General features: G+C 53.1%; 27 protein-coding genes. 15 read left to right on the top strand and 12 right to left on the bottom strand.

Annotated elements, in window-relative coordinates:
- Nucleotides 1–25: 25 nt before the first annotated feature.
- Nucleotides 26–1,135 carry a maltose/maltodextrin ABC transporter ATP-binding protein MalK gene (gene malK / locus DFO57_RS04555; RefSeq protein ID WP_014593717.1) on the bottom strand — a complete coding sequence of 370 codons (1,110 nt, stop codon included), beginning with the start codon at nt 1,133–1,135 and terminating at the stop codon, nt 26–28.
- A 367-nt stretch (nt 1,136–1,502) separates the two neighbouring features.
- On the opposite strand from malK, the gene malE reads away from it, so the two are divergent.
- From malE to malG, 3 genes are read left to right on the top strand one after another with little or no spacing between them, the layout of a single operon-like run.
- Nucleotides 1,503–2,687: a maltose/maltodextrin ABC transporter substrate-binding protein MalE gene (malE, locus tag DFO57_RS04550; protein ID WP_042677592.1), complete on the top strand. Its 1,185-nt coding sequence runs from the start codon at nt 1,503–1,505 to the stop codon at nt 2,685–2,687.
- A 57-nt stretch (nt 2,688–2,744) separates the two neighbouring features.
- Nucleotides 2,745–4,283 (top strand): maltose ABC transporter permease MalF, encoded by a 1,539-nt coding sequence (malF, locus tag DFO57_RS04545; RefSeq protein WP_019105218.1) that lies wholly within the window; start codon nt 2,745–2,747, stop codon nt 4,281–4,283.
- Nucleotides 4,284–4,292: 9 nt separating this feature from the next.
- Nucleotides 4,293–5,183, top strand: coding sequence for a maltose ABC transporter permease MalG (gene malG / locus DFO57_RS04540; RefSeq protein ID WP_014605835.1), 891 nt, complete (start codon nt 4,293–4,295; stop codon nt 5,181–5,183).
- A 66-nt stretch (nt 5,184–5,249) separates the two neighbouring features.
- Here the strand turns inward: malG and DFO57_RS04535 are convergent, their stop codons facing one another.
- From DFO57_RS04535 to DFO57_RS04525, 3 genes are all read right to left on the bottom strand, one after another.
- On the bottom strand, nt 5,250–5,810 hold the full coding sequence (locus DFO57_RS04535) for an RNA polymerase sigma factor (RefSeq protein WP_110015122.1): 561 nt from the start codon (nt 5,808–5,810) through the stop codon (nt 5,250–5,252).
- Between the two features lie 3 nt (nt 5,811–5,813).
- A complete protein-coding gene (locus tag DFO57_RS04530) occupies nt 5,814–6,233 on the bottom strand; it encodes a hypothetical protein (RefSeq protein ID WP_110015121.1) in 420 nt (139 codons plus the stop codon).
- A 220-nt stretch (nt 6,234–6,453) separates the two neighbouring features.
- Nucleotides 6,454–8,067: an alkaline phosphatase gene (locus DFO57_RS04525; RefSeq protein ID WP_110015120.1), complete on the bottom strand. Its 1,614-nt coding sequence runs from the start codon at nt 8,065–8,067 to the stop codon at nt 6,454–6,456.
- 582 nt (nt 8,068–8,649) lie between these two features.
- Between DFO57_RS04525 and DFO57_RS04520 the strand changes: the two genes are divergently transcribed.
- Both DFO57_RS04520 and DFO57_RS04515 read left to right on the top strand, forming a co-directional pair.
- Nucleotides 8,650–8,958: a DUF1471 domain-containing protein gene (locus tag DFO57_RS04520; protein ID WP_013025782.1), complete on the top strand. Its 309-nt coding sequence runs from the start codon at nt 8,650–8,652 to the stop codon at nt 8,956–8,958.
- A 286-nt stretch (nt 8,959–9,244) separates the two neighbouring features.
- Complete coding sequence (locus DFO57_RS04515; RefSeq protein ID WP_014605839.1) at nt 9,245–10,345, top strand: NADH:flavin oxidoreductase/NADH oxidase; 1,101 nt, start codon at nt 9,245–9,247, stop codon at nt 10,343–10,345.
- Between the two features lie 29 nt (nt 10,346–10,374).
- Here DFO57_RS04515 and DFO57_RS04510 read toward each other — a convergent pair whose 3' ends face one another.
- The gene (locus tag DFO57_RS04510) at nt 10,375–11,049 is read right to left on the bottom strand and encodes a glutamate racemase (protein WP_104933374.1); all 675 of its coding nucleotides are present in this window, start codon (nt 11,047–11,049) and stop codon (nt 10,375–10,377) included.
- A 142-nt stretch (nt 11,050–11,191) separates the two neighbouring features.
- Entirely contained in the window at nt 11,192–11,584 is a 393-nt protein-coding gene (locus DFO57_RS04505; RefSeq protein WP_110015119.1) for a VOC family protein, read from the bottom strand.
- 67 nt (nt 11,585–11,651) lie between these two features.
- On the opposite strand from DFO57_RS04505, the gene DFO57_RS04500 reads away from it, so the two are divergent.
- From DFO57_RS04500 to DFO57_RS04485, 4 genes are all read left to right on the top strand, one after another.
- Nucleotides 11,652–12,248 carry a GNAT family N-acetyltransferase gene (locus tag DFO57_RS04500; protein ID WP_064373769.1) on the top strand — a complete coding sequence of 199 codons (597 nt, stop codon included), beginning with the start codon at nt 11,652–11,654 and terminating at the stop codon, nt 12,246–12,248.
- A gap of 475 nt (nt 12,249–12,723) precedes the next feature.
- Complete coding sequence (locus DFO57_RS04495; RefSeq protein WP_110015118.1) at nt 12,724–13,179, top strand: hypothetical protein; 456 nt, start codon at nt 12,724–12,726, stop codon at nt 13,177–13,179.
- Between the two features lie 724 nt (nt 13,180–13,903).
- Nucleotides 13,904–14,617, top strand: coding sequence for a bacteriorhodopsin (locus DFO57_RS04490; protein ID WP_014593707.1), 714 nt, complete (start codon nt 13,904–13,906; stop codon nt 14,615–14,617).
- Nucleotides 14,614–15,423 (top strand): Brp/Blh family beta-carotene 15,15'-dioxygenase, encoded by an 810-nt coding sequence (locus tag DFO57_RS04485; protein ID WP_013025775.1) that lies wholly within the window; start codon nt 14,614–14,616, stop codon nt 15,421–15,423. Before DFO57_RS04490 ends, DFO57_RS04485 begins: the two co-directional genes overlap by 4 nt.
- A 284-nt stretch (nt 15,424–15,707) precedes the next feature.
- On the opposite strand, the gene ycgZ is transcribed toward DFO57_RS04485, so the two are convergent.
- On the bottom strand, nt 15,708–15,959 hold the full coding sequence (gene ycgZ, locus DFO57_RS04480) for a regulatory protein YcgZ (protein ID WP_028715133.1): 252 nt from the start codon (nt 15,957–15,959) through the stop codon (nt 15,708–15,710).
- A gap of 310 nt (nt 15,960–16,269) precedes the next feature.
- Between ycgZ and DFO57_RS04475 the strand changes: the two genes are divergently transcribed.
- The 3 genes from DFO57_RS04475 (at nt 16,270) to arsC (ending at nt 18,475) form a co-directional block, all read left to right on the top strand.
- Nucleotides 16,270–16,623, top strand: a complete 354-nt coding sequence (locus DFO57_RS04475) for a metalloregulator ArsR/SmtB family transcription factor (protein WP_028715132.1) — start codon at nt 16,270–16,272, stop codon at nt 16,621–16,623.
- A gap of 90 nt (nt 16,624–16,713) precedes the next feature.
- Nucleotides 16,714–17,997, top strand: coding sequence for an arsenic transporter (locus DFO57_RS04470; protein ID WP_110015117.1), 1,284 nt, complete (start codon nt 16,714–16,716; stop codon nt 17,995–17,997).
- Between the two features lie 49 nt (nt 17,998–18,046).
- The gene (arsC, locus tag DFO57_RS04465; protein WP_024471606.1) at nt 18,047–18,475 is read left to right on the top strand and encodes a glutaredoxin-dependent arsenate reductase; all 429 of its coding nucleotides are present in this window, start codon (nt 18,047–18,049) and stop codon (nt 18,473–18,475) included.
- Between the two features lie 410 nt (nt 18,476–18,885).
- Here the strand turns inward: arsC and DFO57_RS04460 are convergent, their stop codons facing one another.
- From DFO57_RS04460 to DFO57_RS04450, 3 genes are read right to left on the bottom strand one after another with little or no spacing between them, the layout of a single operon-like run.
- On the bottom strand, nt 18,886–19,989 hold the full coding sequence (locus DFO57_RS04460; RefSeq protein ID WP_014605846.1) for a M20 peptidase aminoacylase family protein: 1,104 nt from the start codon (nt 19,987–19,989) through the stop codon (nt 18,886–18,888).
- Between the two features lie 17 nt (nt 19,990–20,006).
- Nucleotides 20,007–20,474 carry a YjiG family protein gene (locus tag DFO57_RS04455; protein ID WP_013025769.1) on the bottom strand — a complete coding sequence of 156 codons (468 nt, stop codon included), beginning with the start codon at nt 20,472–20,474 and terminating at the stop codon, nt 20,007–20,009.
- Complete coding sequence (locus DFO57_RS04450) at nt 20,467–21,150, bottom strand: nucleoside recognition domain-containing protein (RefSeq protein WP_014593702.1); 684 nt, start codon at nt 21,148–21,150, stop codon at nt 20,467–20,469. The genes DFO57_RS04455 and DFO57_RS04450 overlap by 8 nt, the downstream gene beginning before the upstream one ends.
- Nucleotides 21,151–21,524: 374 nt before the next feature.
- Between DFO57_RS04450 and DFO57_RS04445 the strand changes: the two genes are divergently transcribed.
- Nucleotides 21,525–22,421 carry a LysR substrate-binding domain-containing protein gene (locus DFO57_RS04445; RefSeq protein ID WP_015700316.1) on the top strand — a complete coding sequence of 299 codons (897 nt, stop codon included), beginning with the start codon at nt 21,525–21,527 and terminating at the stop codon, nt 22,419–22,421.
- A 191-nt stretch (nt 22,422–22,612) separates the two neighbouring features.
- Here the strand turns inward: DFO57_RS04445 and DFO57_RS04440 are convergent, their stop codons facing one another.
- Nucleotides 22,613–23,335 carry an SDR family oxidoreductase gene (locus DFO57_RS04440; RefSeq protein ID WP_024471605.1) on the bottom strand — a complete coding sequence of 241 codons (723 nt, stop codon included), beginning with the start codon at nt 23,333–23,335 and terminating at the stop codon, nt 22,613–22,615.
- Nucleotides 23,336–23,433: 98 nt separating this feature from the next.
- Here DFO57_RS04440 and DFO57_RS04435 point away from each other — a divergent pair, with 98 nt between their 5' ends.
- Both DFO57_RS04435 and DFO57_RS04430 read left to right on the top strand, forming a co-directional pair.
- The gene (locus DFO57_RS04435; protein WP_072138756.1) at nt 23,434–24,333 is read left to right on the top strand and encodes a LysR family transcriptional regulator; all 900 of its coding nucleotides are present in this window, start codon (nt 23,434–23,436) and stop codon (nt 24,331–24,333) included.
- A 196-nt stretch (nt 24,334–24,529) separates the two neighbouring features.
- Nucleotides 24,530–25,003 (top strand): VOC family protein, encoded by a 474-nt coding sequence (locus tag DFO57_RS04430; RefSeq protein ID WP_014605850.1) that lies wholly within the window; start codon nt 24,530–24,532, stop codon nt 25,001–25,003.
- 137 nt (nt 25,004–25,140) lie between these two features.
- Here DFO57_RS04430 and DFO57_RS04425 read toward each other — a convergent pair whose 3' ends face one another.
- Complete coding sequence (locus DFO57_RS04425) at nt 25,141–25,527, bottom strand: hypothetical protein (RefSeq protein ID WP_110015116.1); 387 nt, start codon at nt 25,525–25,527, stop codon at nt 25,141–25,143.
- Nucleotides 25,528–25,786 lie beyond the last annotated feature (259 nt).

Here is a 25,786-nt window from a genome sequence, read left to right as displayed (position 1 = left end):
TCATTGCTTTTATTGTTTTGCTGGATTAAACGCCGGGCTCCTGATGCAGCCTGCGACACGCGCTTCCGTCCTCTCGGAACAGATGACAACGCTCGGGTGGCAAGCCAATGCCCATCATGGCGCCCTCTTTTACCAACACCACGTCCTCCTGGCGGTACACCAGGTTTTGACGGATGGCGGGGATTTGGATGTGGATTTGAGTTTCGTGTCCCAGTTGCTCAACGACCTGCACTTCCCCCTCAAGGGTGACGTCAGCGATATCACTGGACAGCAGATGTTCCGGCCGGATACCCAACGACATATTGCTGCCGACCTGCACGTTGGCGCTGTCTACCGGTAGCCAGACCAGCTGATTATTGGGCAGGCGCACCTGCACCTGTTCAATCGCGGTGGCGGTGACCTTAACAGGGAGGAAGTTCATTTTTGGCGAGCCAATAAAGCCTGCAACAAAGCGGTTTGCCGGATAGTGATAGAGCTCCAGCGGCCGACCAACCTGCGCCACACGACCGGCGTCCAGTACCACAATTTTATCGGCCAGGGTCATGGCTTCGATCTGGTCGTGAGTCACGTAAATCATGGTGCGCCTGAGTCGCTTATGCAGGCGGGAGATCTCGATGCGCATCTGCACCCGCAGCGCGGCATCGAGATTAGAAAGGGGTTCGTCCAGCAGGAAGACTCGGGGTTCGGCGACCAGCGTGCGGCCGATGGCAACGCGCTGGCGCTGTCCGCCAGAGAGCGCCTTTGGGCGGCGATCAAGCAGATGCGCCAGCTGTAGCACCTCAGCAACCTGGGTTACGCGCTGCTCTCTTTCCGCTTTTTTAACGCCGGCCAGCTTCAGGCCAAAAGACATGTTTTCTGCCACCGAGAGATGGGGATAAAGCGCGTAAGACTGAAATACCATGCCAATGCCGCGTTCGGCAGGCGGCACCTCATTCATCCGTTTATCGCCAATCAACAATTCACCGCGGGTAATCGTCTCCAGGCCAGCAATCATCCGCAGCAGCGTTGATTTACCGCATCCAGAAGGCCCGACAAATACGACAAACTCGCCTTCACCAATCTCCAGATTGATATCGTTCGACACGACCGTGTCGCCCCAGGCTTTGGTGACATTGCGTAACACGACGCTCGCCATAGTACTTTCCTCTCCACTCGCTAATGCGGCCCGCACGTCAGCGGACAAATTCTGACGTTCACTATGCGTAGCGTGACGTGTCGCCACATCCTCCACCGACGCGCTTTATCTGGGGGAGGAGACGGGAGGAGGAGAAAACATCAGCACACGAGAGCGGTCGCGCGCTGCACTGATTTTTGTGATCGGTAACGCAGTCTGGCACCCACCTTAGTGTGAGCCAGACCGTGATAATCCTGTCACTTTGTAACAGCGATCACACCTCGACGGCGGCAGGCGTAGAGGCCAGGAGGATGAGAAGCCGGTAAGAACACGCAGAATGTGCGGCAAGCAACATGTTCGTTTCCGCTAACAGGATGGAGTGTTAAAGATGAAAACTGGCGCAAAAATTTTGGCTCTGTCAGCCCTCTCGGCGGTGCTGTTCTCCGCTTCCGCAGTCGCAAAGATTGAAGAAGGAAAACTGGTTATCTGGATCAACGGTGACAAAGGCTATAACGGTCTGGCCGAGGTGGGTAAAAAGTTTGAACAGGAAACCGGTATTCACGTTACGGTCGAGCACCCGGATAAAATGGAAGAAAAATACCCGCAGGTGGCCGCGACCGGTGACGGTCCGGACATTATCTTCTGGGCGCACGACCGTTTCGGCGGTTACGCCCAGTCCGGCCTGTTAGCCGAGGTATCACCGGACAGCAGTTTCCAGCAAAAAATCTTTCCTTTCACCTGGGACGCCGTGCGCTTCGACGGCAAGCTCATTGGCTATCCGGTTTCGGTTGAGTCGCTGTCGCTAATCTACAACAAAGACCTGCTACCCACGCCGCCGAAAACGTGGGAAGAGATGGCCGCCCTGGATAAGTCGCTGCGCGAGAAAGGCAAAAGCGCCATCATGTTTAATCTGCAGGAGCCCTACTTTACCTGGCCGCTGCTGGCAGCCGGCGGCGCTTATGCCTATCAGTTGACGGACGGACACTATGATGTCAAAAACACCGGCGTTGATAATGCCGGAGCCAAAGCCGGCATGCAGTTCCTGGTCGATCAGGTCAAAGCCAAGGTCCTGAACGCCGATACGGATTACTCCATTGCCGAAGCCGCTTTTAATAAAGGCCAGACGGCGATGACCATTAACGGCCCCTGGGCCTGGAGCAATATCGATAAGAGCGGTATTCACTACGGCGTCGCGCCGCTGCCGACGTTAAACGGCAAGCCCACCAAACCTTTTGTTGGCGTACTCAGCGCCGGGATCAATGCGGCCAGCCCGAACAAAGAGCTGGCTAAAGAGTTTCTGGAAAACTATCTGTTAACGGATGCCGGCCTTGAGGCCGTGAACAAAGATAAACCGCTGGGTGCGGTGGCGCTGAAGTCCTTCCAGCAAAAGCTGGAGAAAGACTCGCGTATTGCCGCCACCATGAACAATGCACAACGCGGTGACATTATGCCCAACATCCCACAGATGGCCGCGTTCTGGTACGCCATGCGCACCGCCACCCTTAACGCGCTGAGCGGCCGTCAGTCCGTTGATGCCGCGCTCAAGGATGCGCAGTCACGTTTAAGCAAATAAATCGTTCAGTGCAGGCCAGTTTGCTGGCCTGCAACCTGCCGTTAAGGAAATCGGGTCATGTCAGAAAAACCGCAAACGGGACGGCATCGTTCTGTGTTGAAAGGCGCACTGGTGGGCATCTGTTGTTTGCTGGTCGGTTATTTACTGGTGCTGATGTATGCTCAGGGGGAATACCTGTTTGCCCTGCTGGCGCTGGTCATAAGCGGGCTGGGCATCGGGATTTATGCCAATCGCAGGGCCTACGCCTGGCGTTATGTTTATCCCGGCATGGCTGGAATGATGTTATTTGTCTTGTTCCCTCTGGCCTGTACCGTGGGCATTGCCTTTACCAACTACAGCAGCACCAATCAGTTGACCCAGGAGCGGGCGCAGCAGGTTTTACTCAGCAGACAATATCAGGACGGTGCAGGCCTGAATTTCAGCCTGCTTCCCGAAGGCGATCGCTGGCGGCTGGTGCTTAGCGAGGGATCGAACAGTCAGACCTGGGTGTCACCGCTCTTCTCCTTCGACACTGCGGGCCCATTAAAGATGGTGAGCGCACCTGCTCCAGAGGGAGAACGGGCAAACTTACGCGTCATCACCACACATCGCCAGGCACTGGCAAAACTCCGCGCCGTGCTGCCTGACGGACGTGAACTGGTCATGAGTTCCTTGCGTCAGTTTTCTGGGACGCGCCCGCTCTATGTGGTAACGGATCATCAGACGTTAAGAAACCAGCAAAGCGGCGTGAGCTATCGCGCCAATCCGGATACCGGCTTTTATCAGGTGATTGACGCAAAGGGCCAGTGGGGAGAAGAACGTCTGAGTCCCGGATTTACCGTGGGCGCGGGCTGGCAGAACTTTATTCGCGTGTTCACCGACGAGGGGATTCAAAAGCCGTTCCTGGCCATCTTTGGCTGGACGATGATTTTCTCTTTGCTGACCGTGGTGTTAACGGTGGCGGTGGGCATGGTGCTGGCCTGCCTGGTGCAGTGGGAGGCGTTAAAAGGCAAAGCCGTCTACCGGGTAATGCTGATCCTGCCTTATGCCGTGCCCGCCTTTATCTCCATCTTGATCTTCAAGGGATTATTCAATCAGAGCTTTGGCGAAATCAACGTCATGCTCAACGCCCTGTTTGGCAGTAAACCGGCGTGGTTCAGCGATCCTACGCTGGCGCGTGCCATGCTGATCATCGTGAATACCTGGCTGGGTTATCCCTACATGATGATTTTGTGCATGGGGCTGCTGAAAGCGATTCCCGAGGATTTGTACGAAGCCTCTGCGATGGACGGTGCCGGGCCGCTACAAAACTTTTTCCTGATTACGGTACCGCTGCTGTTAAAACCGCTGACGCCGCTGATGATTGCCAGTTTTGCCTTCAATTTTAATAACTTTGTGCTGGTGCAGCTACTGACGAATGGTGCACCCGACAGGCTCGGCACGACCACGCCTGCGGGTTATACCGACCTGCTGGTGAACTACACCTGGCGTATTGCTTTTGAAGGCGGTGGCGGGCAGGACTTTGGTCTGGCAGCGGCTATCGCCACGCTGATTTTCCTGCTGGTTGGCGCACTGGCGGTGATCAATCTGAAAGCCGTGCGGATGAAATTCGACTAAGGAGTCATGATGGCGATGGTACAACCCAAATCGCAGAAGTTACGTCTGTTTATGACGCATCTGCTGCTGCTGGCGTTTATTGCGGCAATATTGTTTCCCTTACTGATGGTGGTGGCGATTTCGCTGCGCGCGGGAAATTTTGCCACCGGCAGTATTATTCCGGAACATATCTCCTGGGAACACTGGCGGCTGGCGCTGGGCTTCAGCGTTCAGCATGCTGACGGCTCAGTCACGCCGCCGCCCTTTCCTGTTTTGCTGTGGCTGTGGAACTCGGTCAAGATCGCGGCTATCAGCGCAATGGGCATTGTGGCGCTGTCCACCACCTGCGCCTATGCGTTTGCCCGGATGCGCTTTAAAGGGCGTGAGAGCCTGTTAAAAGGGATGCTGATTTTTCAGATGTTCCCGGCGGTGCTGTCGCTGGTTGCGCTTTATGCCCTGTTCGACCGTCTCGGGCAATATCTGCCGTTTGTGGGTTTAAATACCCATGGCGGCGTGATCTTCGCCTATCTTGGCGGCATCGCGCTGCATGTCTGGACGATAAAAGGCTATTTCGAAACCATTGATAGCTCGCTGGAGGAAGCGGCGGCGCTGGATGGCGCAACGCCCTGGCAGGCTTTCCGGCTGGTTTTACTCCCGTTATCGGTGCCCATTTTAGCCGTGGTGTTTATTTTGGCGTTTATCGCTGCAGTAACGGAAGTCCCGGTGGCCTCACTGCTGCTGCGTGACGTCAACAGTTACACGCTGGCCGTGGGCATGCAGCAATATCTTAATCCGCAAAACTATCTGTGGGGCGATTTTGCCGCAGCCGCCGTTCTCTCTGCCATTCCTATTACCCTGGTGTTCCTGCTGGCGCAACGCTGGCTGGTTAACGGCCTGACCGCCGGCGGCGTGAAGGGCTGATCGCGTCATCCTTCCCCTTTCAAGGTGATAATGCGAACATTGGCGGCCCGTCATGGCCGCCTTTTTTCAATCTTCACTGACCAGATCGTCGTAGACCGCCCGCAAGCGCATGCGCAGATACAGTACGGCTTTATGTTTGCGCGACAGCAAGGTCTGAACACTGACGCCGGTTAATTCTGACAGCGCTTTATAGCTGATTCCCTGCAGCTCCGTTTGGTCAAACACCTCATACTGCGCGGGCGGAAGTTCGGCTAGCGCCGCCTCCAGCGCCTCCCAGAGTAGCGCTCTGAGGTAATCATCTTCAGGGGTTTGCGGAATGCCAAACAGGGTTTCAGCCAGTTCGCTTTCAACCCCATCCTCCTCGTCGTTTTTCATGTAGTTGGCAAGTGGCAACTCCCGCTTCTTACGCGCCCGATCCGTCATTTCATTGCGTGCCGCCCGAAACAGCCAGGCGGAGATATTCTCAACCGGCTGTTCCACGCCGATCAGCTGACAGGTAATTTCCTGCAAAATATCGTCAGCGTCCTCCCGTGCTGGGGTACGGGCACGAATAAATCGCTGGAGTTTCGTTCTGCAGAGCGTAAGCGCTTTGACCCACGATGAGGCTTGCGATGCGCTGGCCTTCATCGTCTACTCAGTCCGGGCTGCATGATTGTCATCTGACGACGGAGGCTGTTCGTCCCGGCGTTTATCACGGCAGTGTTGCCCCCGATGGCCAAAACCTTCCCGACGTTGCTTCATAAATGCGTCTCGTTGTTCCGGTGTCATCTGCATCCAGCGTTCATGCATACGACGCCGGGCATGGCCAAACATTCCCGGCCTGATACCCAAGCCGCCAAACAGAATCCGGCACAGTAGCAACAACCCTGCGGCCTGCCAGAAACCGATCGTTTTAACCCCGATAAGCGCGGGCAGCAAGGCATTCCACAGTGACATGACCAGCAGACACAGTGCGACGATAAAAACGGCGCCCACTATCAACTGCTTCGCCAGTCGGTTTCTGCCCCTGCCACGGGCATGGCGGAACGAAGGGTGATCAAAATCTCTCATATCAGGATGACCTCATCAGTGATAAACACACGTTTGTGATGAGGTAGACGAATGAGCCAGCAGAATATTGCTGACGGCGGAAAAAAAAGTGAAGGCATTGACGTGTTGTGCGGGTGACGGAGATAACACAGCGGTGCCGGTGAGCGAATATTCACCGGCACCGCGTACCTGATGCGGTCAGGAAGGCATCACGCGCCCTCTTTATTGTGACGTTGTCACGTCAGGATTTACTGGCCTGCCCGGGCATAATTTTTTCAACGGCCTTTCCCTCCAGCGCGGCCTTTACGACGGTGAAAACGTCGGTATTATCAATGTAATCACCCTGATTGTAACCGACATATTTGGCATAGCCCGCGTCGTTACCGCGCACGCGTTCGGCGAAGGCTTCAGCGCCCACACCTTTTGCCCACAGCGGAACCAACGCGTTAGCGTGATTGCCGGTGGGACGGAAAGACACGCCTGGCATGGCGCCTTTGCCGTTATTGATGACGGGTTCAAATGCGCGAGTCTGCGCATCCGGCCCCATCGGCATGCCGTTATCATGATCCGTGGTAACAATCAGCAAGGTCTCGTTCCAGTTGCTGTTTGTTTCGACCCATTCAATGACAGAGGCCACGGCGTGATTAAAATCGGCGCTTTCTTCAATCAGACGGCCGTATTCAACGCCCACACAGTTGGGGTTATACGTGTTGCCCCAGTCTCCTTTACCACTGCAGGCATTGCTGGTATGGGCAGACCAGTCGGTTGCCCCACCTTCTACCATCATAAAGAAGCCGTTCGGATTTTTGCTCAGATGCTGAATCGCGCCACGGGTCATCAGGTTCAGCGTTGGCACCGTGGTAATAAATGCATCGCCTGATGGATTCGCCGCATCTTTACCAACAAATTCACCCTGCCGGCCCTGCTGTAACGTTCCGTTGGGGGCGACGTTGGGCGATCCCAGCAGCGGGCCATCATAGTTCAGCGAGCCGTTAGCCAACTGGGTAAACGCCTCCGTGCTGCGCACAATTTTCCACGGCTGACCGCCCGCTGGCGCCAGCTTACCCGCGCGGAGTAAATCCCATTCGGTTTGCGCCAGATAAAGGTTCGCATCTTTGCCACAGCCGGCGGTGGACTCATTTTTCGCCAGATGCTGACAATCCGTTCCATTCACGTTGAAGCCCGGCAGTCCGGTTCCCATAATCACGTCGAGCTTACCGGCGGTGAGCATTTGTCTGGCGATCGCGTGATAATCATTACGGGAAGCATTCTGCGCACCAAAGGCCGCTGGCGTGGCGTGCGAGAACGGCACACTGGTGACGACGCCCGTCGCCTTCCCCTGTGCCCTGGCTGTCAGAGTAATGAAGTCGACCGGTTTACCCATGTTATCGACGTTGATGGCATTGTTATAGGTTTTTACCCCGGATGCCAGCGCGGTGCCCGCCGCCGCACTGTCAGTAGGATTGATGGCCAGATATTCGTAACCCTTAAAGGGCAGTTCTTTGCTCTCGGTTTTTGTCGTGTCCCAGGCTTTCTGCGGGTCATAATTAACAAGGGATTCATTGCTGTGTGTGGCTTTTTTCGAGGCGTTGAGTGGATAGGTTGTCATGGCATACTTTACCGGGAATGCAGCATAAGGCGTTTTATCGCGCCCACCGTACTGCCAGTATGCGGTGGCATCCCATGTTCCCCAGCCTGCACCATCGTTAATCATGACAATGACGTTTTTCGCTTTGATGGCGTCGGCAAACGCAGAGGCACTGAGGGTCAGACCGCCCAGAGCCAGCAGGCACAGAGGAAGTTGACGCAGGGAAAACACAGTAGAGGAAGGGTGAATACGAGGTTGACGTGGCATAAAACTCTCCATAATGATGACAGCGACCGCCTGAACAAAGAAACAGGTTTCAAAGGATGTCGAAAGATGTCTTTTTGTTACTCCGTGGCTGTGCAGTATTGGGATGCGTTGTGACAGTTTTATGAAAATCCTGTGCCGATGGACGAGAGAATTCCCTAAGGCAAATTTCATCACGGGTAAGCATGTTACTTATCAATCTGTTACCCGAACAATGCGGCTGATTTCAATTTTTTCAATTAATGTAAACGTCTGTCAGCCCGACGCCGCGCGCCCTTTTATCCCACTTTGCTGTTCTTGCCGGCTTGATTGTTAAGTTCGTGTTGGCATTTTGTATCCAGATTTCACAACCTGTAAGCAGACACAAAAAACCTTCCATATTTCAGCTCAAGTGTGGCTGAAGCTTTCATAAGCATCTGATTAGCAAGAAAAGCCAAATTCGTTAACCGGAAAAGGTATTTTATAACTTTTGCCGACAGTCCTTAACATGACCGCGTTAATCGAACTCATGGCGAATGAATTAAAAAATCGATGGCGCTCAACAGGCGCGTGATGCCGTAATTTCAGATACTCAGGAGCACGAAAATGAAAGCACTTGTTCAGGATATTTTGTCTATCTTCTCTCCTCAGACCGTTAGCCCTGTGTTTATCCGTACAGGTTTGTCTCAGGATGAAAAAAATGCCATCAAGCCGATGGGCGTGACAACCGTCACCTGGGCGACATCGATGGAAGAAATCACGGATGCCCTGCTGCGCAAAGCAACGGAGGCCGGTGCTGTGGGCTATCACATTACCCACGTTGATTCCCATAAACCGGGTAACGATCAGCAGCATATTCTGGAAGCCACCGCGACGCTGTATGCGCTTGACGAGAAGGCGTTGCAGAGAGCCTGATTGTGACCGATCACTCTTCGCAATGCGTTATTAGCCACTCTGAACCCTGCTGTTATCTTCGGCAATAACAGCAGGGGTTCCCGTTTTCCCCTGCTTACGCAACGTTATCTCATTTTTTTCAGGCCGTGAACGCTTTACATATTCTGCCTGATCTTCACGTTTCTTATGTATGCTGTAACTAAATAAGACTGTTCAATAAATTGTTACGCTGCCAGAAGTACGCGTTTGCTCATCAGCCACTATAGTTTTCAACACACTTTCCCCCTGCGCCGACAATGAGGTTTTTATGAGCAAGCTCTTTTCCCCTTTCTCTCTGGGTGAGTTAACCCTGGATAACAGGATAGTCATTGCGCCAATGTGTCAGTATTCGGCTGATGAAGGCAGTGCGACCGCCTGGCATCGTATTCATCTGGGCCATCTTGCCTTATCGGGTGCAGGCTTGTTGATTATTGAAGCTACCGCCGTTGAGGACATTGGCCGGATCACCTATGGCGATTTAGGCTTATGGGACGATGAAACAGAAACGGCGCTGAGCGAGGTTCTGCAGGATATTCGTCAGTACTCAGATATGCCGATCGGCATTCAGCTCGGCCATGCCGGGCGTAAAGCATCCTGCACCGTTCCCTGGGAAGGTGGCGAACAGATTGCGCCTCAGGATGGCGGCTGGCAAACCCTGGCCCCTTCTGCCCTGTCGTTCAGTGATGGCGAGCATCTTCCGCTGGAGATGCAGGCCAGCGATCTCGAGCGCGTTAAAAATGCCTTTGTCGCAACGGCAAAACGCGCGGTTCGTCTGGGAATAGAATTAATTGAAGTTCACGCCGCGCATGGCTACCTGCTCCACCAGTTTCTTTCTCCCTTATCCAACAAGCGAAGTGATGAATACGGCGGCTCACTGGAAAACAGAATGCGTTATCCCCTGGAAGTGTTTCATGCGGTACGTGAAGCCGTACCCGCAGAGATTCCGGTTGGGGTGCGTATTTCGGCCAGCGACTGGGTAGAAGGCGGATGGGATGTCGGCCAGTCCATTGCCTTCTCTAAGCAGCTTGAATCCCTGAACTGTGCCTACATCCACGTATCCAGCGGCGGACTGTCGGAACAACAGCAGATTAAGGTCGGGCCAAATTACCAGGTTCCTTTTGCACGCGACATCCGCCAGCAGATTGGCATTCCGGTGATTGCGGTAGGCTTAATTACCGAGCCACAGCAGGCTGAAGATATTTTGCAACAGGAGGAAGCCGACCTGGTCGCCCTGGCGCGCGGCATGTTGTATAACCCACGCTGGCCATGGCACGCCGCGGCCGAATTCAATGCCAATGTCAAAGCACCGCCGCAGTATCTGCGCTCAGAACCCCATGGCGCGAAAGGAACGCTGACGCAGGACGAATAACTGACCCTGGCCGCAACCCGGTTGCGGCCTTAACGGTTAGCCTGCTGGTGACACTGCAGCAGCGCCAGATGCGGACCTGACAGGGGCTGACGTTCAGGCGGAAACTGCTGCGCAACCGGTGCCATCGAACTCTGTGCCAATACCACCCGCTCTGCGCCCTGCTGCCAGGCATGTTCCACCGCTGTACGTACGCAGTGAAAATATCCCGCTCCATCTCCCGCTTTAAAGCGTTGCCAGGCTTCGGGAATCAGGCGGATCTCCGGCGTTTGCCCGTCGGTACAGAACAGCGCACGCGTTGCGCCAAGCGTGGATTCTGCCGCACAGAGCACCACCGTTTTCTTTGCGCTCTGATGCACGGCTTTTGCCAACATGCCGTCGGTACGCCAGACAGCGCAGGGTTGTCGGGATGAGGTAAAGGCTTCGGAAACCGGCCCTAATGTCGAGCAGGTGATCAGAATGACATCGAAGTGCGGTTGCAGATCCCGTAACAGAGCAATCAGCCGCTCGTGCAGTCCTGCGGTCAGGCCGCCGCTGGCTTCAGCTTCAGCCAGCAGGTGCGGCATGACCAGATGGCTGAGCTGCAGATGGTTCAGCTCAAGCTGACGGGCAGCATCGTCAAAAATGGCGATATTGCTGGCGGCGGTATGTAAGCAGGCAATATTGATCACGTGTTGGCTCTTACGCTGAAAGATGTCCCTCATCATGCCACGCGTTTACCCGGCCACCAAGCCCTTGCCCGCCTCACATATTTGGTGGTTTTGCGTCAGTCGCTCACGTTAACCGCACGCTCACTACTTGCCCCCTGTGACGTCAGGCAGGTTCAAGGGATGAGGCTGAAAAAGAGGACTACAATCGCCAGGTGCCGTGCTGAAGCACCGTACGATAACCGTCTTGATCCTGGAAGGTAGCGCCGTTTTCCGCCCAGTAGGGATTAAACGATGTTACGCGCGTAAAACCTGCGCGGGTCAGGCTGAGGCAGCGTTGCTGCCAGTCCGCTTCACTGGGCAAATACAGCACCAGAAGATCCTCGGCTGTTGAAGCCGGTTTGACGGGATGGTGATGGCAGTGGGTAAATTCCAGATGCCAGGACAGGGTTTCGTCGCCAAGCATCACCCCACTAAATCCCTCGTGATCGGTGAATTCCCCAATGGGCATCAGGCCCAGGCCCGAACAGTACATTGCGCTGCTCTCGGCTAAATCAGTAACGGGTCGGGCAATACGCAATTGCTGAATCGTCATCTCTTTTCCTCGTCGGGTAAACGCGCTAATAATATGCCATTCAGATGGCCTTACACTGAGGTTTATAGTGCATCTTCAGACCCCGCGTTTATTGCTCAGAGCTATGCGCCCTTCCGATGACAAGGATCTGTTCAGGATTTACGGTGATCCCGCGACCAATACGTTTAACCCGGCAGGCCCTTATCCTGACCTGGCTCACGCGCAAAAGGTGCTGGCCGACAGACTGCGATCGTACCAGCGTTATGGCTATGACAGCTGGGCGATAGCAACCCAGGATGCACCGGATACCCTTATCGGTTTCGGCGGCCTGAGCGTTCGCATTCACGGTGACGAAACCATTCATAATCTTGGCTATCGGTTTGCCACCAGCGCATGGGGTAAGGGCTACGCTACGGAGCTGTCGCGCTTCGCGCTGGAGTATGGTTTTCGCGAACTGGGGTTGGATACGATATCAGCCCGGGTAAGAAGCCATCATCAAGCCTCTATCCGCGTGCTGGAAAAAACCGGGTTGCGATTTCTTAAAGAGATTCATGATGTGGATAATGCGCCGCCCAGCCTGTTTTATTCGATCACACAACAAGCATGGCAGGCGCTGGTGGCAGCAGATAATGCGGCTGATATTCACGCTCGTTGCCTATGCAATGACGCACAGCGCCTTCCCTGACCATCAGGCTCAAAGCGGCCCGTCTCGATAAAGCCTTTCTTTTTGTTAAAGGCAACCGCCTGATGATTCTGTTCATCAACATCAAGTTGATGAACGCCCTGATCATGACTGGCCTGTTGCAGGAGTAATGTGGCTCTCTCCCGCGGGATGGCATCGACAAAGCGCATCTCTGTAAAATTTCCACTGACTCTGGTAAACCCGATGATTGAGCCGTCATGACTACAGACGGAATACTCACTGACCCGAACCATAAAGGACTGGCTGGACAGAACGACAGATATGAAGTGGGCCAGTACAGATGCGGAGCGGCAGGTATCGTGCTGATAAAGCCGAAGGAAAACGCAGGATGATTAAATCTCGCTAATTCTGATTAAGCACACCTTAACTTTCCCGGCCCCTTAGTGACCTTTTACATGGAATTTCGCGCCGGAACTCCATATTATTTATTAATAATGGTTAAGTATAAGGGTCTCTGATGCAACTTATAAAAACTGAATACTCTCTCAATTCCGGTTATCCGATTGTCAGGCGCACGCTGGAGGACAAAAAGAAACGAGTGGAACAACCTGGTTTCGGTCCTGAGTCTTGCTGTGCAGTAGTCGAGTACAGGCTTCGGGGGAATATTCGTTATGCGTTCGGAAACAGTCGGATGCAGGTAAGCATGCCACCAGGAATCTATACCCATAACTGGGTCAGGCTACATGGCGAAATGGCGGCGCTAGTTGCCGCGATAGACCGCATCGAGCGCTATTCCACCGATGATGTAATACCCATCACGGCTGCCTATATTGAATTGCGGCCCTGCGAGGCCAATTGTATGCAGGCACTGCGTAATATTCTGCCTGAGGATGCTCGCGTCTATTACTCTTTTGAACATCCCGCTCAGGTTGACAAATGGAAAGTAAGTGCCAACGAGCTTTGTCGCGTTTGAAATTTTCCACCAAAAAATTTTCCGGGCAAATCAGAAACGATATCCCCATAATTTATGGTGATGTAGTGGGTGAATGAAAACGCAGACATTTCCATTAAGAGCTACCCCGCTGGTTGCTCTCAGCCAAAATTGCACTGAATTCATGTCCGCTCTGTGTCAAAAGCGGACATGACTAAAATCGCGATGTATTGATCAATGAGAGTAGGTCACGACCGCCATATTAAGTCAGCTGGTTTCTTTTAGAAAATCACGCCAGCGACGTAGTAACGACCTGTTATTATACAAAGTGCCAATTAACACAGCGCCATTGACCTGTTTGGAAACCTTGTCCTTTACTTAGTACAGTGTTTTATTTTCTCTAGCGAATAATATAATTCTTTCTCTTTCATATTAATTACCTTCAAATTCCTCAAGACCAAGAAAACAATTTAACCCCATAATATTAAAAGAAAAAATAAAATGGTCCCATTTTTTTATTGGATACAAATTGTTAAAAATGAAAGTTAGTGAAACAGATTTTTACATTTACCCCTCCGGACTCGACGAATAAAGAATCACTTATTCAATGTATTTCGCCGAAGTTTCCGTCCACACTGTTGCATCATTAGCAATTTGAACGGCACGTCATATACTTTATGCATATTCTCATTCGGAATATAAAACAATTTCAATTTATGGCAGCGCAAACGGCCCTGTGAGGGCGTCTGTGCAAGGAGAAAGTATTATGGATCAAACCGCATTTTTGATCGGGTTTTCGGTCATGGCACTTGCGTCATTGGTGATTTATGCCTCAGGCAAAAAAATATTCCCCCTCCGGCATCATACGTTAATGCATGCCTCGGTCCCTTTTATTGCGGCAACCGCTTATCTGGCAATGGCATTTGGTTTCGGTAATCTGGCGACCGAAAGTGGCAGCATCGTTTATCTCGCCCGCTATGCTGACTGGTCCGTCACTACGCCTGTATTACTGGCGGGGCTGGTTATGGTCGCCTTTCATGAACAGAGTAAACCGGGTGAGATGGGTGGTTTTTTAACGGCTATCATCATTCTGGATGTGATGATGATTATTACCGGTCTGGTCTCTGCACTGGCGACAACGTTCGCCGCAAAATGGGTGTGGTATCTCTGGTCCTGTGCTGCGTTTCTTGGCGTGGTTTACCTCCTGTGGGGACCGCTGCGTACGATTGCCGCTGGGCGCGGCAGGGCGATGGCGGTCGCTTACAACAAAAACGTCGCATTGCTGACGGTGGTCTGGTTTATCTACCCTATCGTTTTCCTTGTCGGTCCGGAAGGATTAAAAGTCATCACCGACCCTGCGTCCGTATGGGCATTCCTGGTTCTTGATATCATCGCCAAGGTGTTTTACGCCTTTTACGCTGCATCCAGTCTTGAAAAAGCGCTGCGCCATTCCACATCAGATGGTGCTGTGCGGGTATGAGTCTGCGGCAAACTGCCAGCTGGACAGGACTGTGGGGGGCAGCGCTGGCTGCCTCTTTCAGTCCGCTGCGCGTACAGTTAATGTTTGCCATAGTAGCAATAGGTGTGATTGGCATGGCACACGGTGCCAGCGATCTGGCAATAGTAAAACGCGGGCGTAAGTTGCCATTCCTGGCGGCTTATGGCGTGATCATCCTGCTTTGCCTGTTCTGGTGGCACTGGTCGCCGGCACTGGCATTACCCGGTTTCTTGCTGGCATCTGCGCTGCATTTTGCCCTTGAGGATGCGCCAAAGGGAGGGATGTCAGAGCGCCTTGCCAGAGGAGTCAGCATGATAGCGACCCCAGCCTTCTTCCACCTGCGAGAATACAACATCATCCTTCACCAGGCAGGACTGACACCCTCACTGCTCAGTTCCGTGACGTTTTTCATGGCTAACGCGGGCGCACTTTGTACCCTTAGCCTGGTTATCACCGGATTGATTCGTCACGATGTGCGGCTCATTACCGGAACGCTGGCCTTGCTGATCCTTCCACCTTTTGTCGGCTTTTCCATGGGTTTTTTAATTCTGCATGCCCTGCCGCAAACCCGGTTACGTCGAATTCAGTTGGGTTATGCTCATTACACAGGTTACCTTTATGCGACCTGGCCGGTGCTTTTAGCGGCAATTCTGCTGGCGGCCGTGACAACCTGTATCATGTACCCCTCTAGTGACGCAGACATTAAATCGCTATTTGCTGCGCTCGCTTCTCTCGCTATTCCTCATATGCTGATTACTCCGTACTTTGAGCCAGGTAACAGTGAATAATCTCAGAAGTAACAGGTACGCTTCGCAGTAAGCAGAGAGTTAACTGGCGTCAGCATATAAATGTCCGGTTTTGAGACATGATAACCAGGGGGTATCACTTTTCGATGTAACCACTGCGCGCGTTTCAGCGTTCCCCTGAATATCTCCAGGCCACGGCTCTGAACGTGTGCGTAATGACGGCGTAAGATTATGCCTCAGGAATTATGCAGCGGCAAAAGCGGTCAACGTGAGGGAGATGAGTGGGAAAAACGAGTATTGGGGTTCAGCCTGGCAGTCGTAGGGCATCAGTTCCCGGCTTTAGGGCCGAATAAAATACGAAGGAGTTCACAGTAGTGCTGCTCTTCTTCTGCACTTCCTGCCAGTTCCAGGCGACGGACAAGCTTGCTACAAATGGCCGTGCGGTTCAGGCTTTTTCCTACGCGAAGGATTTCTGACGCAATGCTTCCCAGCGTTTCCTGCTGAGTAGGCAGTGACGCACTGTCGAAGTAGCGTGCAATGGCGCTCATGGCGTCGGGCTTGGAGGCGTTTTTGTACAATATCAGCTCTGGGAACGCGATTTAAGGGTTTACTGTTACTTGTTTATAAAGTTGTAGGTTTGATATCAGCTGTTGAAGTGTATTTTAGGAAACGATCGTTCTCTTTAGCAAAACGTGCCTTTACGCAATATGATTTAATCCCCTTTACCGAATCGTAAATGATCCCTGGCTTTACTGTGCAGGTAAACCCTGGACGGAATATCCGAAGATGAGCCATGAGTGAGTCAATACATATGAATTAGCAAATATGTTATTGACTCGCCGTAGACAGACAGCAACAATGTCTTCTGTTTCGGAATCAGGAGTCAGCATGCCTCAACTTCAGCCTCTTCAGCTTTTCAAAAATTTTTCGGATGAAACACGCCTCACTCTGGTACTGCTGTTGCGTGAAAAAGGCGAGCTTTGCGTCTGTGAACTCACGTCAATCCTGAGGCAAAGTCAGCCTAAAATTTCACGGCATCTGGCACTGCTCAGAGAAAGTGGTCTGCTTATTGACAGGCGTGACGGCAAGTGGATTCATTATCGGTTGTCACCACACATGCCCGCATGGGCTGCTATGGTGATCGAGCAGGCTTACCTGTGTCAGCGTGATGACATCCTGCAACTCAGCCAGCAGGCTGAAAGGAATAACGCGACCACCAACGGCAAGCCTGTCTGCATTTAAAAATTTACTCAAACACATATGATTTTTCATATCTGTTTGCAGGGCTGTCTTACGTCCTGTTTACCAGACTTTGTATTAAAAGGAAAAAGTATGTTTCTGGCAGGCGCTATATTCGTCCTGACACTGGTACTGGTTATCTGGCAGCCAAAAGGGCTGAGTATTGGCTGGAGTGCTGTTATCGGGGCTGTGCTGGCCCTGCTGACGGGCGTAGTGCATTTCGGCGATATTACGGCCGTCTGGCAGATCGTTTGGAACGCGACGGCCACGTTTATCGCGGTGATTATCATCAGCCTGCTGCTCGATGAATCTGGTTTTTTTGAGTGGGCTGCCCTGCACGTTTCCCGATGGGGTGGGGGTAAAGGCAGGCTGCTGTTCACGTATAGTGTTCTGCTGGGTGCGGCAGTGGCGGCCTTGTTTGCCAATGACGGGGCGGCACTGATCCTGACGCCTGTTGTCATTGCCATGCTGCTGGCACTGGGCTTCAGCCCCGGCGCAACGCTGGCGTTTGTGATGGCGGCAGGTTTTATCGCTGACACATCCAGCCTGCCACTCATCGTGTCGAACCTGGTTAACATCGTGACGGCGGACTTTTTTAAGCTGGGATTCAGCGAATATGCGTCTGTCATGATGCCGGTCAACATGGCATCCGTGGCGGCCACGCTGGTTATGCTTCACTTATTCTTCCGTAAAGACATCCCGGTCGCCTATGACATGGCAAAACTAAAGGTACCACGGGAAGCCATTCGTGACGTGCGAACCTTTAAAGCCGGATGGCTGGTTCTGTGTCTGTTGCTGACCGGTTTTTTTGCTCTGGAGCCGCTCGGCGTTCCGGTCAGTCTGGTTGCTGCGGTCGCGGCATTTATTCTGTGGCTGGTTGCCCGTAAAGGACAGGTGATTGATACCCGTAAAGTCCTGAAAGGCGCGCCCTGGCAGATCGTCACCTTCTCGCTGGGTATGTATCTGGTGGTTTATGGCCTGCGTAACGCCGGACTGACGGATTACCTCTCGTCCGCCCTGAACGGGTTTGCAAAGCATGGTGTATGGGGAGCCACATTCGCTACCGGTTTTCTGACGGCCTTTCTGTCATCGGTGATGAACAACATGCCTACCGTCCTGGTCGGTGCCCTTTCCATTGATGGCAGCACGGCTGAGGGTGTGGTGAAAGAGGCGATGATTTACGCCAATATCATCGGTTGCGATCTTGGTCCGAAAATCACCCCCATCGGCAGCCTGGCGACCCTGCTGTGGCTACACGTTCTGGCGCAGAAAAATATCACCATCAGCTGGAGCAACTACTTCCGCGTGGGCGTTGTGATGACCCTGCCGGTACTTTTTGTCACGCTGGCGGCGCTGGCCCTGCGTCTTTCTGTTTAACCTTTACAACGTGACTGCGCCAGCGTAGCCCCGTAACGGAGTGCCATTTATGACTAACATCATCATTTACCACAACCCGGCCTGTGGGACGTCGCGTAACGCCCTGGCGCTTATCCGCAACAGTGGCGTGGAGCCAACAGTGATTTTATATCTGGAGACGCCACCCTCCCGCGACGAGCTTAAAAAACGGATAGCGGATATGGGGATCCGCGTGCGCGATCTGCTGCGCAAAAACACAGAGCCGTATGAACATCTGGGGCTGGCCGAAGATCGGTTCAATGATGATGAACTGCTGGATGCTATGCTGGCTCATCCTGTCCTCATCAACCGTCCGATAGTCGTGACGCCGCTCGGCACAAGGCTCTGTCGTCCGTCTGAGGCCGTTCTGGGCATTCTGCCTGAGCCACAGAAGGGAGCCTTTACGAAAGAGGATGGCGAAAAAGTTATTGATGAGTACGGCAACCGGATCGGTCACTGATTTTTCAGCGTTTTGCCGACAAGCAGCAAAAACATAGCCGACGCTTTGTCCCGTATTTACCCTGTGGCGCACGACAAAACAACCCGATTCGCCATTTCAGGCAGAGGCGTTCGGTTAGGCATTCGTCGCCATCTGTGCCACCAGCCCCATCCGGTAACCGATATCGCTAAAGAGAGTGAAATTGGCCCCCCGTGACGGTGACGGATACCGGTGCCCTCCTCCCCGGCAGACAGCAAAGCCCGCCGAAAAGGAACGTTTACGCTTGGGTACAAGTCACAGGGCCACTCACCTGAAAAGGATGCCCGTAGCGGCTTCACTATGATGGCCGCGAACGTCGGACGGCATTGTCGGCTCTGTCTTCTGCAATACTGATATCCGACGAGCACGGCACGTTACTGTAATGCTGATCGTCAGCCCAGCACATCCTCTACACAGGCCTTAAACACTTTCACCCCCAGCGCCAGCGCATCGCGGTCAAAATGCATCTCCGGATGATGCAGGCCGGGCGTCAGGTTGGCGCCCAGTCCCCAGAAGCCGCCTTTGATTTGAGGCCGAAGACGCAGATAGTGGAAGAAATCTTCACTGCCTGGTGTCGATTTAGCCGCGGTAAGGCCGGTTTCACCAAACACACTGCGGATAGCACGTGTGATAACCGCTGTTGCCTCGTCATGGATAATCGCGGCGGGCATCTCTTTCAGAATGCGAATTTCCGCGCGCGCACCATACGCGGCGGCGCTGCTCTCAATCGCGCGTATTACCTGAGGTTTGAGGCTATCCATCGCTTCGTTCTCTGCGGCGCGCAGATCCCAGCACACCTGCGCGCGATCAGGAATCGAGTTGGTCACGCCCGCATCGCAGAGAAAACGCGTCGCTTTCGCGCTCCATGTCAGCGAGGGCGCAAGATGAATGCCGTTTACCGCCTGCACCGCATGGGCGGCGGCATCCAGCGCGTTAACGCCTAAGTGCGGGCGCGCAGCGTGCGCCGCTTTGCCATGAAACATCACTTCCACCGTGGCGGACGCGGAGTAGTACATTGCCGGCACGGCCTGGCCCATCGGGCACTCCTCCAGCGGGCGCAGATGAAAGCCAAGCAACATATCAACATCATCCAACACGCCGCCTTCGGTCAGGGCTATCGCGCCGGTGCCTAACTCCTCAGCAGGCTGGAAAATCAGCTTCAGCCTGCCCTTTTTCACTCGCTCCTCAGCCATCACCTCCTGGGCCGTGGTCAATACGACGGTGGAGTGACCATCGTGCCCGCAGGTGTGGCGCGCCACATGTTTGCCGTCAATGATATGCCCCAGCGCATCCATATCGGCGCGCAGCGCTAAGGTCGGGCCGGGCTTACCGCTGTCCAGCACCGCGACAATACCGGTGGTGTTATTAACCTGGCGCGTGACCTGGTAGCCTGCCGCCTCCAGCACGCCCGCGATGTAGGCGGACGTCTTGTACTCTTCGAACCCCAGTTCCGGGATCTGGTGCAGGTAATTAAAGTGCTCAAGTGTAGGTGACACGTCTTACTCCTTAATGCTCAGGCAATAACGCGCATAATCAACATGGCGATTACGGCATTGAGAATGCTGACCGCCATCAGTAGCGGCCAGTACTTTTTCGGTACATCGGCCACGCCCAGCAGGCGCCCCATGTACTGGAGTTGCGAACCCATCAAAAAGATGGCGGGCGCAAGAATCGTGATCTGCCCGATATCAAGCTGGCCTTTGCTCAGCAGGCTGATGGCAACGCCGGTTCCGGCAGATGACGAGAGCCAGGCGGTTAACAACACGGTGATCGCCTCACCGGGCAGGCCGAATAGCCCCATCAGCGGTGCGCACACGTGGCCAATAATCTGCATCACCCCTAACAAATTAAGCATTTCGGCGATCACGTAGGCCATTAATACATTCGGCATCAAATTATTAATGGCAATATTAAAACCCTTGCGCGCACCAATTACGAAAATATCAAACGGATTACTGGAGACTTTTGCCTGATTACTCATTGTCGAAATCTCGCTTATAAACAGTATTTAATGCCAGTCGCACCACGGCTGCGCCAACGAATTTAAGCACAAACATTAAAACCAACGGAATAATAATCGGGATGGTGAGTGAAGCGAACATCGCCGAGCCGATAGAAAAATAGTTATTAATCAACCCGGCGCCGGAGTATTGCCAGGATCCCATAATCACCACGTCTTTGCGGGTGATCTTTTTGCTGTCATAGAGCTCTTTCGTTAATGCCGCGCCGGCATCGGTACTTTGCAGGTCGGTAATCAGCGCAAGGCCGGTATAACCCGGAAGGCCGAGCAGTGGTTTTAACAGCGGCGTGAGTAATTTATGTGCTGCGCGGATCGCGCCATAATGGGTGAAGATTTCCAGCAGGCCAAGTGCCAGCATCACCGTCGGCACCAGCGAAAGCGCGAAGAGGAAACCCGCTTTGGCACTGATGCCGCCGCTGCCGATAAAGGTGTTGGTTTCCGGCGTCTTCATGGTGCCGAACGCGCCGCCAAGCGTGGTGAAATCAAACGCGCCCAGCCATGCCATGCCGTCAACCTTGAAAAAGAAGCCTGAAAAGACAAGCAGCACGATGACCAGTGAGATCCACGCGCCAGGCCCGACGTTCCAAGCCTCTGTGGCCTCTTTTTCTGGCTCATTCAGTGTTTTTGGTTCGCTCATATCATCTCTCTTTACATCTGTAAGGGAAAAGTCCTGATACTAAGCAGGATCCATGCCTGAATAGCCCAGTCGTAAAATAAATGCCTTTTATTAAGATTAATGGCGCAATAAAACCCCCTCGCTAAAACTCGCAAGAAATTTATTTTTTTGCCGGGAATTGCTATTTCATTACGCCTGCTTCGAATCGCAACAAAGTATTCCCTCACCCTTTTGGGGCGCATTTTTGGTGCAATAAGAGCACTTTTACTTTTTTATTTACGCTCTCTCAACGCCTGGCCATTAATTTGATTATCACTATTTAAACGGCTTGATAAATAGCCATCAAATGATGTTATTGTTGCTCTCTGGTCAACAGTAACGAGGAAGTGTGGCAGATGTTCCAGGATAAACAGGTGGGTTATCTGTATGAAGTCGGCAACCAGGGCGGCATTCGCCGCGCGGCAGATATCCTCGGCGTTAACGCATCCGTGGTCAGCCGGCAGATTGCCCAACTTGAACGTTCGCTGCAGCTTCCCCTGCTGGAACGGCGCGGGCGTAATGTGGTGTTGACCGAAGCGGGACGCCTGCTGGCGGCGGATTATTTTACCAGCCGTCAGCGGCGCGAAAAGCTGGAGAGTCAGCTTAAAGATCTGCGCCATATGCGCGGCGGGACGATTTCGGTGCGCATCGGCGGCGGATTGATCACGGCGTTTATTGAGGGCGTCATGCGTGAGTTTGCCCAGTATTACCCGCAGGTGTTTGTCGATATTGTCGTGGGCAGCATGCAGGAGATGATGAACGATATCGTGAGCGGCGAAGCGGATATGGCGCTGGCCTTTGGCCCGATCGGCACACCGGAACTCAAGCGCCACAGCTTTCAGTGGGGGCCGATTTGTGCCGTCGTCGCGCCGCAGCACCCCATTGCCAATCGTGCCAGCATTACCATTGAAGAGTTGACCGCTCACCCGCTTATTGCCCTGACGGAGAACTTCGGCCTGCAGCGGCACATGAATGCGATGTTCAAAAGCCAGGGTTTGCAATTTCACCCGGCCTACCGATGCAACCTCTTCTCCACCGCCATGCACCTCAGCCAGGCAGGGCTCGGCGTCTCATTTATGACGGCCTACGCCGCTGCCGATCCTATTCGCCAGGGCGCGCTTGTCGCCGTTCCACTCGACCACCCGATCGCCAGTAGCGCCCAGTGTCACCTGCTACGGAACTCGGACAGGCGCTTTACGCCCGCAGCTCATCATATGTGGCGACTTCTGCACAATGCGTTTCGTGACAAATAAATATTGAGATCCCTGTCTTTACTGAAGGCCGCATTTTTTGAGATGCGTTCATGCTGATACATGCCTGTTGATAACAGAGATGTGCTTAACACCCAGCATCCACAGCGTCAGATAACAGACAGAACGTTACCCTGTAAATGTTGCTCCCGAGGTATTGAATGAAAAGTGCACATGACAGTTAACCTCAGGCTTCAGTTTGGCGACGCTGTGGGTCTGATGGTTATTTCTGTTGTGTCAACGTTTTCAGGCGCTTCAATAATGTGCCTTACGGCACGGGCAATATCCGCGGGTTTAAGGGCAACAGAACGGTAAGCGTCCATTGCCGCCATCGTTTCCGCATGGGTAATCGTCGACGCCAGTTCACTTTCTACCACCCCAGGATTGACACAGGTCACGCGGATTTTTGAGCTTTCCTGCCGTAGGCCATCAGAAATAGCCCGTACGGCGAACTTGGAAGCACAGTAGACCGCGGCGGTGGGTACGACAGAAAGGGCGCCAATCGAGCCAATATTGATTATCTGTCCGGAACCCTGCGCTTCCATCAACGGAAGTACGGCACCAATCCCCCACAGCACGCCCTTGATATTGACGTCAATGATGCGTTCCCATTCGTCCTGTTTTCCGGCTGCAAGCGGTGAAAGCGGCATAACGCCCGCATTATTGATGAGAACATCAACCCTGCCCCAGTTATCCAGCGCGGCCTGAACAAAGTCGGCCATAGATACCCGGTCTGTGACATCCAACAAATGTGCTTGCGCGATACCGCCTGCGCTGCAGATTTCCGCTGCAATGGCTTCAATACGCGCCAGTCTGCGTGCTCCCAGTAACACCTTCGCGCCTGTCGCCCCTAACTCTCTGGCAATACCTTCCCCAATACCACTGGATGCGCCGGTAATTAATATAACCTTATTCATAACGTTCTCCTTCAAATGGGTTCGGAGAGAGAATAGGACGTTACGATAAGTTCAGGTATCCTGCTTTCAATGTACTCAGTGGTTAGCAGCATTAAACAATGAAAATCGATCTTAACCTTTTGCCCGTTTTTATCGCGGTAGCAGAAGAAGGTAATTTCAGTAAAGCCGCCGCACGGCTGGGTGTGACTCGTTCGGCGGTCAGTCAGGGAATAAGACGGCTTGAAGATACTTTCGGGACGATGCTTGTCATGCGCACCACCCGCGCGGTTAATTTAACGGAAGCGGGAGAACGACTGCATAAATCGCTGTCATTACCTTTAACCGGAATTAACGCTGCGTTCGAAGAGATCGTTTCTGACCCTGCGCCACGTGGACTTCTCAGAATCGCGGTGACATCAATAGCGGAAGAATTCCTGTCAGGTCCGTTGATCGCTTCGTTTGCAGCGGCCAATCCGGCCGTGACGCTCGATATTGTTGTGACGGACGAAGAGTTTGATATCGTGGCTGCAGGTTACGATGCCGGCGTAAGGCTTGGAGAAGTCATTGAAAAAGACATGATTGCGGTTCCCCTGACCGGTGAGCAACGCGAAATGGTGGTCGCATCCCCTTCCTACTTCACTGCCAACGGCCTGCCTGTTCATCCGCGCGATCTTGTACATCACCAGTGTATCGGCTGGCGCCAGTCCCCGGATATTCCGCCTTATCGCTGGCCATTTGAAGAGAACGGAAGCGCGTTCGACCTTGCGATTGAGCCGCAAATTACCACTAATGATCTGCGTCTGATGTTGAGGCTGGCTCTAACCGGCGGAGGCATCACACTGGCCACTCAGGAAACGTTCAGGCCCTATATTGAGAGCGGTGAGCTTGTATCCGTACTTGATGACTTTCTGCCAACATTTCCAGGCTTCTATCTGTATTTCCCTCAGCGTCGCAATATGGCCCCAAAGCTTCGCGCCCTGATTGACCACGTCAGGAAATGGCGGCAACAATCGACGTAAATTCCTGCACAGGTTCTGTTTCATATCAGACCCGCGTGTTGAAGAAGGGGCGGTGTTGGAGGTGGGTTGAATAACCCTTTACAGGGATGATGCTTCCGCAACGGCACCATAACAGGACGCAGTTTGTTCCATTCGACGTTTTCAGCGGCTCAAACCGGTCTTTAAGCTTGACCTAAACTTAACCTGAGCTTTTAGAATGCATGTTTTGCTACGCATTGGGCGGATTGGGTATATGAAAATAGTCGATGTTGGTTTTACGCACGTGGCATTCGCTGTCAGAGACTTAGATAAGAGCATTGCTTTTTATGAACGCTATGCCGGTATGGTTGTTGTCCACCGTCGCGAACCCAACGTTCCGGATGCACGTAAAGTGGCATGGCTCAGTGATCACAGCCGTCCATTTGCGCTGGTTTTGGTTCAGTCAGACAAGGTCACAGACACGCCCTTAGGTCACTTTGGGCATCTCGGCGTGGCATGTGCCAGCCGGGAAGAAATGGATAAGAAAATTAAAATGGCGCGCGCTGAAGGTGTTTTGCGTAAAGAGCCTGAAAATGCGGGTGATCCTGTGGGCTATTACGTTTTCTTCGCTGATCCTGATGGCAATACGCTGGAGCTTTCTTACGGACAGCGAGTGGGGCTTGAGGCCATTGGCAGCATGGCTTCTGATTAAAAGCCCGTGAACAAAAGCGATATTATTTCAGCAGGATGCGTGCCACCTGCTGTCCGGTATCGTTCTCTGTCCACTAACGGTATTTGATGACCATGCTGAACGGATCATAAAGCCTGCATTCCCGGTGCTCAACATCGTTATTTTGCCAAAGAACGTCGCGCCATGATGTTTTGTGCATAACCTTCAATACCAATATGGTGATCATGACTGATCTGAGAGATAAAGCTCTGCAGGAATTCGGGTGTTGAGTGAAGCGTGTCGGCAACGAGGTTATCGAAATCGCGCTGGGTTAAGCGGTCATTTCCTTTTAGCGTCGAATGCTGAAGCACTGTATGCGCAGTAATTTCGAGAACGGCGCGTCGGTAATTATCAGTCAGCAGGACATCAAGATCTTCCCGCTTAATCTCAAATGCAAATTCATAGGTGATAAATCCCGAATCGACAGGGAGTGAGTAGACCAGTTTGCCCCCTTCCTGAACGACATGAGGTTCATAGCCTTCTCCCATAAGATGCACTGACTGCATTTCTCGCTCCTTTTTTGTCCTAAACTATTGAAGATGACTCGCTGAAATAACAACGCTTTTATGTCTTATCGGCTTGATGGCAGGCGGCAAGGTGCTCTGCATCCGTGCCCTTCACGCCCATAATGACACAGGTCTCCCGCAGCGTCGCGACACGAAGTCGCTACGCTTCATACGTCGAAGTGGAAACGGCTGTTCAGGCCTGCATTTCCCCCTGCCCATGAGTATCAGCATCTCAAACGTAAGGCATGACGTTGTTAAT

This window comes from Pantoea sp. AG702, assembly GCF_003182295.1.
GTDB lineage: Bacteria > Pseudomonadota > Gammaproteobacteria > Enterobacterales > Enterobacteriaceae > Pantoea > Pantoea ananatis.
This window is presented reverse-complemented; position numbering and strand designations above follow the sequence as displayed.

Excerpts from the sequence above, each read along its gene's own strand:
- malK (WP_014593717.1), bottom strand. The coding sequence starts at position 1,135 with ATGGCGAGCGTCGTGTTACGCAATGTCACCAAAGCCTGGGGCGACACG.
- malE (WP_042677592.1), top strand. The coding sequence starts at position 1,503 with ATGAAAACTGGCGCAAAAATTTTGGCTCTGTCAGCCCTCTCGGCGGTG.
- malF (WP_019105218.1), top strand. The coding sequence starts at position 2,745 with ATGTCAGAAAAACCGCAAACGGGACGGCATCGTTCTGTGTTGAAAGGC.
- malG (WP_014605835.1), top strand. The coding sequence starts at position 4,293 with ATGGCGATGGTACAACCCAAATCGCAGAAGTTACGTCTGTTTATGACG.
- DFO57_RS04535 (WP_110015122.1), bottom strand. The coding sequence starts at position 5,810 with ATGAAGGCCAGCGCATCGCAAGCCTCATCGTGGGTCAAAGCGCTTACG.
- DFO57_RS04530 (WP_110015121.1), bottom strand. The coding sequence starts at position 6,233 with ATGAGAGATTTTGATCACCCTTCGTTCCGCCATGCCCGTGGCAGGGGC.
- DFO57_RS04525 (WP_110015120.1), bottom strand. The coding sequence starts at position 8,067 with ATGCCACGTCAACCTCGTATTCACCCTTCCTCTACTGTGTTTTCCCTG.
- DFO57_RS04520 (WP_013025782.1), top strand. The coding sequence starts at position 8,650 with ATGAAAGCACTTGTTCAGGATATTTTGTCTATCTTCTCTCCTCAGACC.
- DFO57_RS04515 (WP_014605839.1), top strand. The coding sequence starts at position 9,245 with ATGAGCAAGCTCTTTTCCCCTTTCTCTCTGGGTGAGTTAACCCTGGAT.
- DFO57_RS04510 (WP_104933374.1), bottom strand. The coding sequence starts at position 11,049 with ATGATGAGGGACATCTTTCAGCGTAAGAGCCAACACGTGATCAATATT.
- DFO57_RS04505 (WP_110015119.1), bottom strand. The coding sequence starts at position 11,584 with ATGACGATTCAGCAATTGCGTATTGCCCGACCCGTTACTGATTTAGCC.
- DFO57_RS04495 (WP_110015118.1), top strand. The coding sequence starts at position 12,724 with ATGCAACTTATAAAAACTGAATACTCTCTCAATTCCGGTTATCCGATT.
- DFO57_RS04490 (WP_014593707.1), top strand. The coding sequence starts at position 13,904 with ATGGATCAAACCGCATTTTTGATCGGGTTTTCGGTCATGGCACTTGCG.
- DFO57_RS04485 (WP_013025775.1), top strand. The coding sequence starts at position 14,614 with ATGAGTCTGCGGCAAACTGCCAGCTGGACAGGACTGTGGGGGGCAGCG.
- DFO57_RS04475 (WP_028715132.1), top strand. The coding sequence starts at position 16,270 with ATGCCTCAACTTCAGCCTCTTCAGCTTTTCAAAAATTTTTCGGATGAA.
- DFO57_RS04470 (WP_110015117.1), top strand. The coding sequence starts at position 16,714 with ATGTTTCTGGCAGGCGCTATATTCGTCCTGACACTGGTACTGGTTATC.
- arsC (WP_024471606.1), top strand. The coding sequence starts at position 18,047 with ATGACTAACATCATCATTTACCACAACCCGGCCTGTGGGACGTCGCGT.
- DFO57_RS04455 (WP_013025769.1), bottom strand. The coding sequence starts at position 20,474 with ATGAGTAATCAGGCAAAAGTCTCCAGTAATCCGTTTGATATTTTCGTA.
- DFO57_RS04450 (WP_014593702.1), bottom strand. The coding sequence starts at position 21,150 with ATGAGCGAACCAAAAACACTGAATGAGCCAGAAAAAGAGGCCACAGAG.
- DFO57_RS04445 (WP_015700316.1), top strand. The coding sequence starts at position 21,525 with ATGTTCCAGGATAAACAGGTGGGTTATCTGTATGAAGTCGGCAACCAG.
- DFO57_RS04440 (WP_024471605.1), bottom strand. The coding sequence starts at position 23,335 with ATGAATAAGGTTATATTAATTACCGGCGCATCCAGTGGTATTGGGGAA.
- DFO57_RS04435 (WP_072138756.1), top strand. The coding sequence starts at position 23,434 with ATGAAAATCGATCTTAACCTTTTGCCCGTTTTTATCGCGGTAGCAGAA.
- DFO57_RS04430 (WP_014605850.1), top strand. The coding sequence starts at position 24,530 with ATGCATGTTTTGCTACGCATTGGGCGGATTGGGTATATGAAAATAGTC.
- DFO57_RS04425 (WP_110015116.1), bottom strand. The coding sequence starts at position 25,527 with ATGCAGTCAGTGCATCTTATGGGAGAAGGCTATGAACCTCATGTCGTT.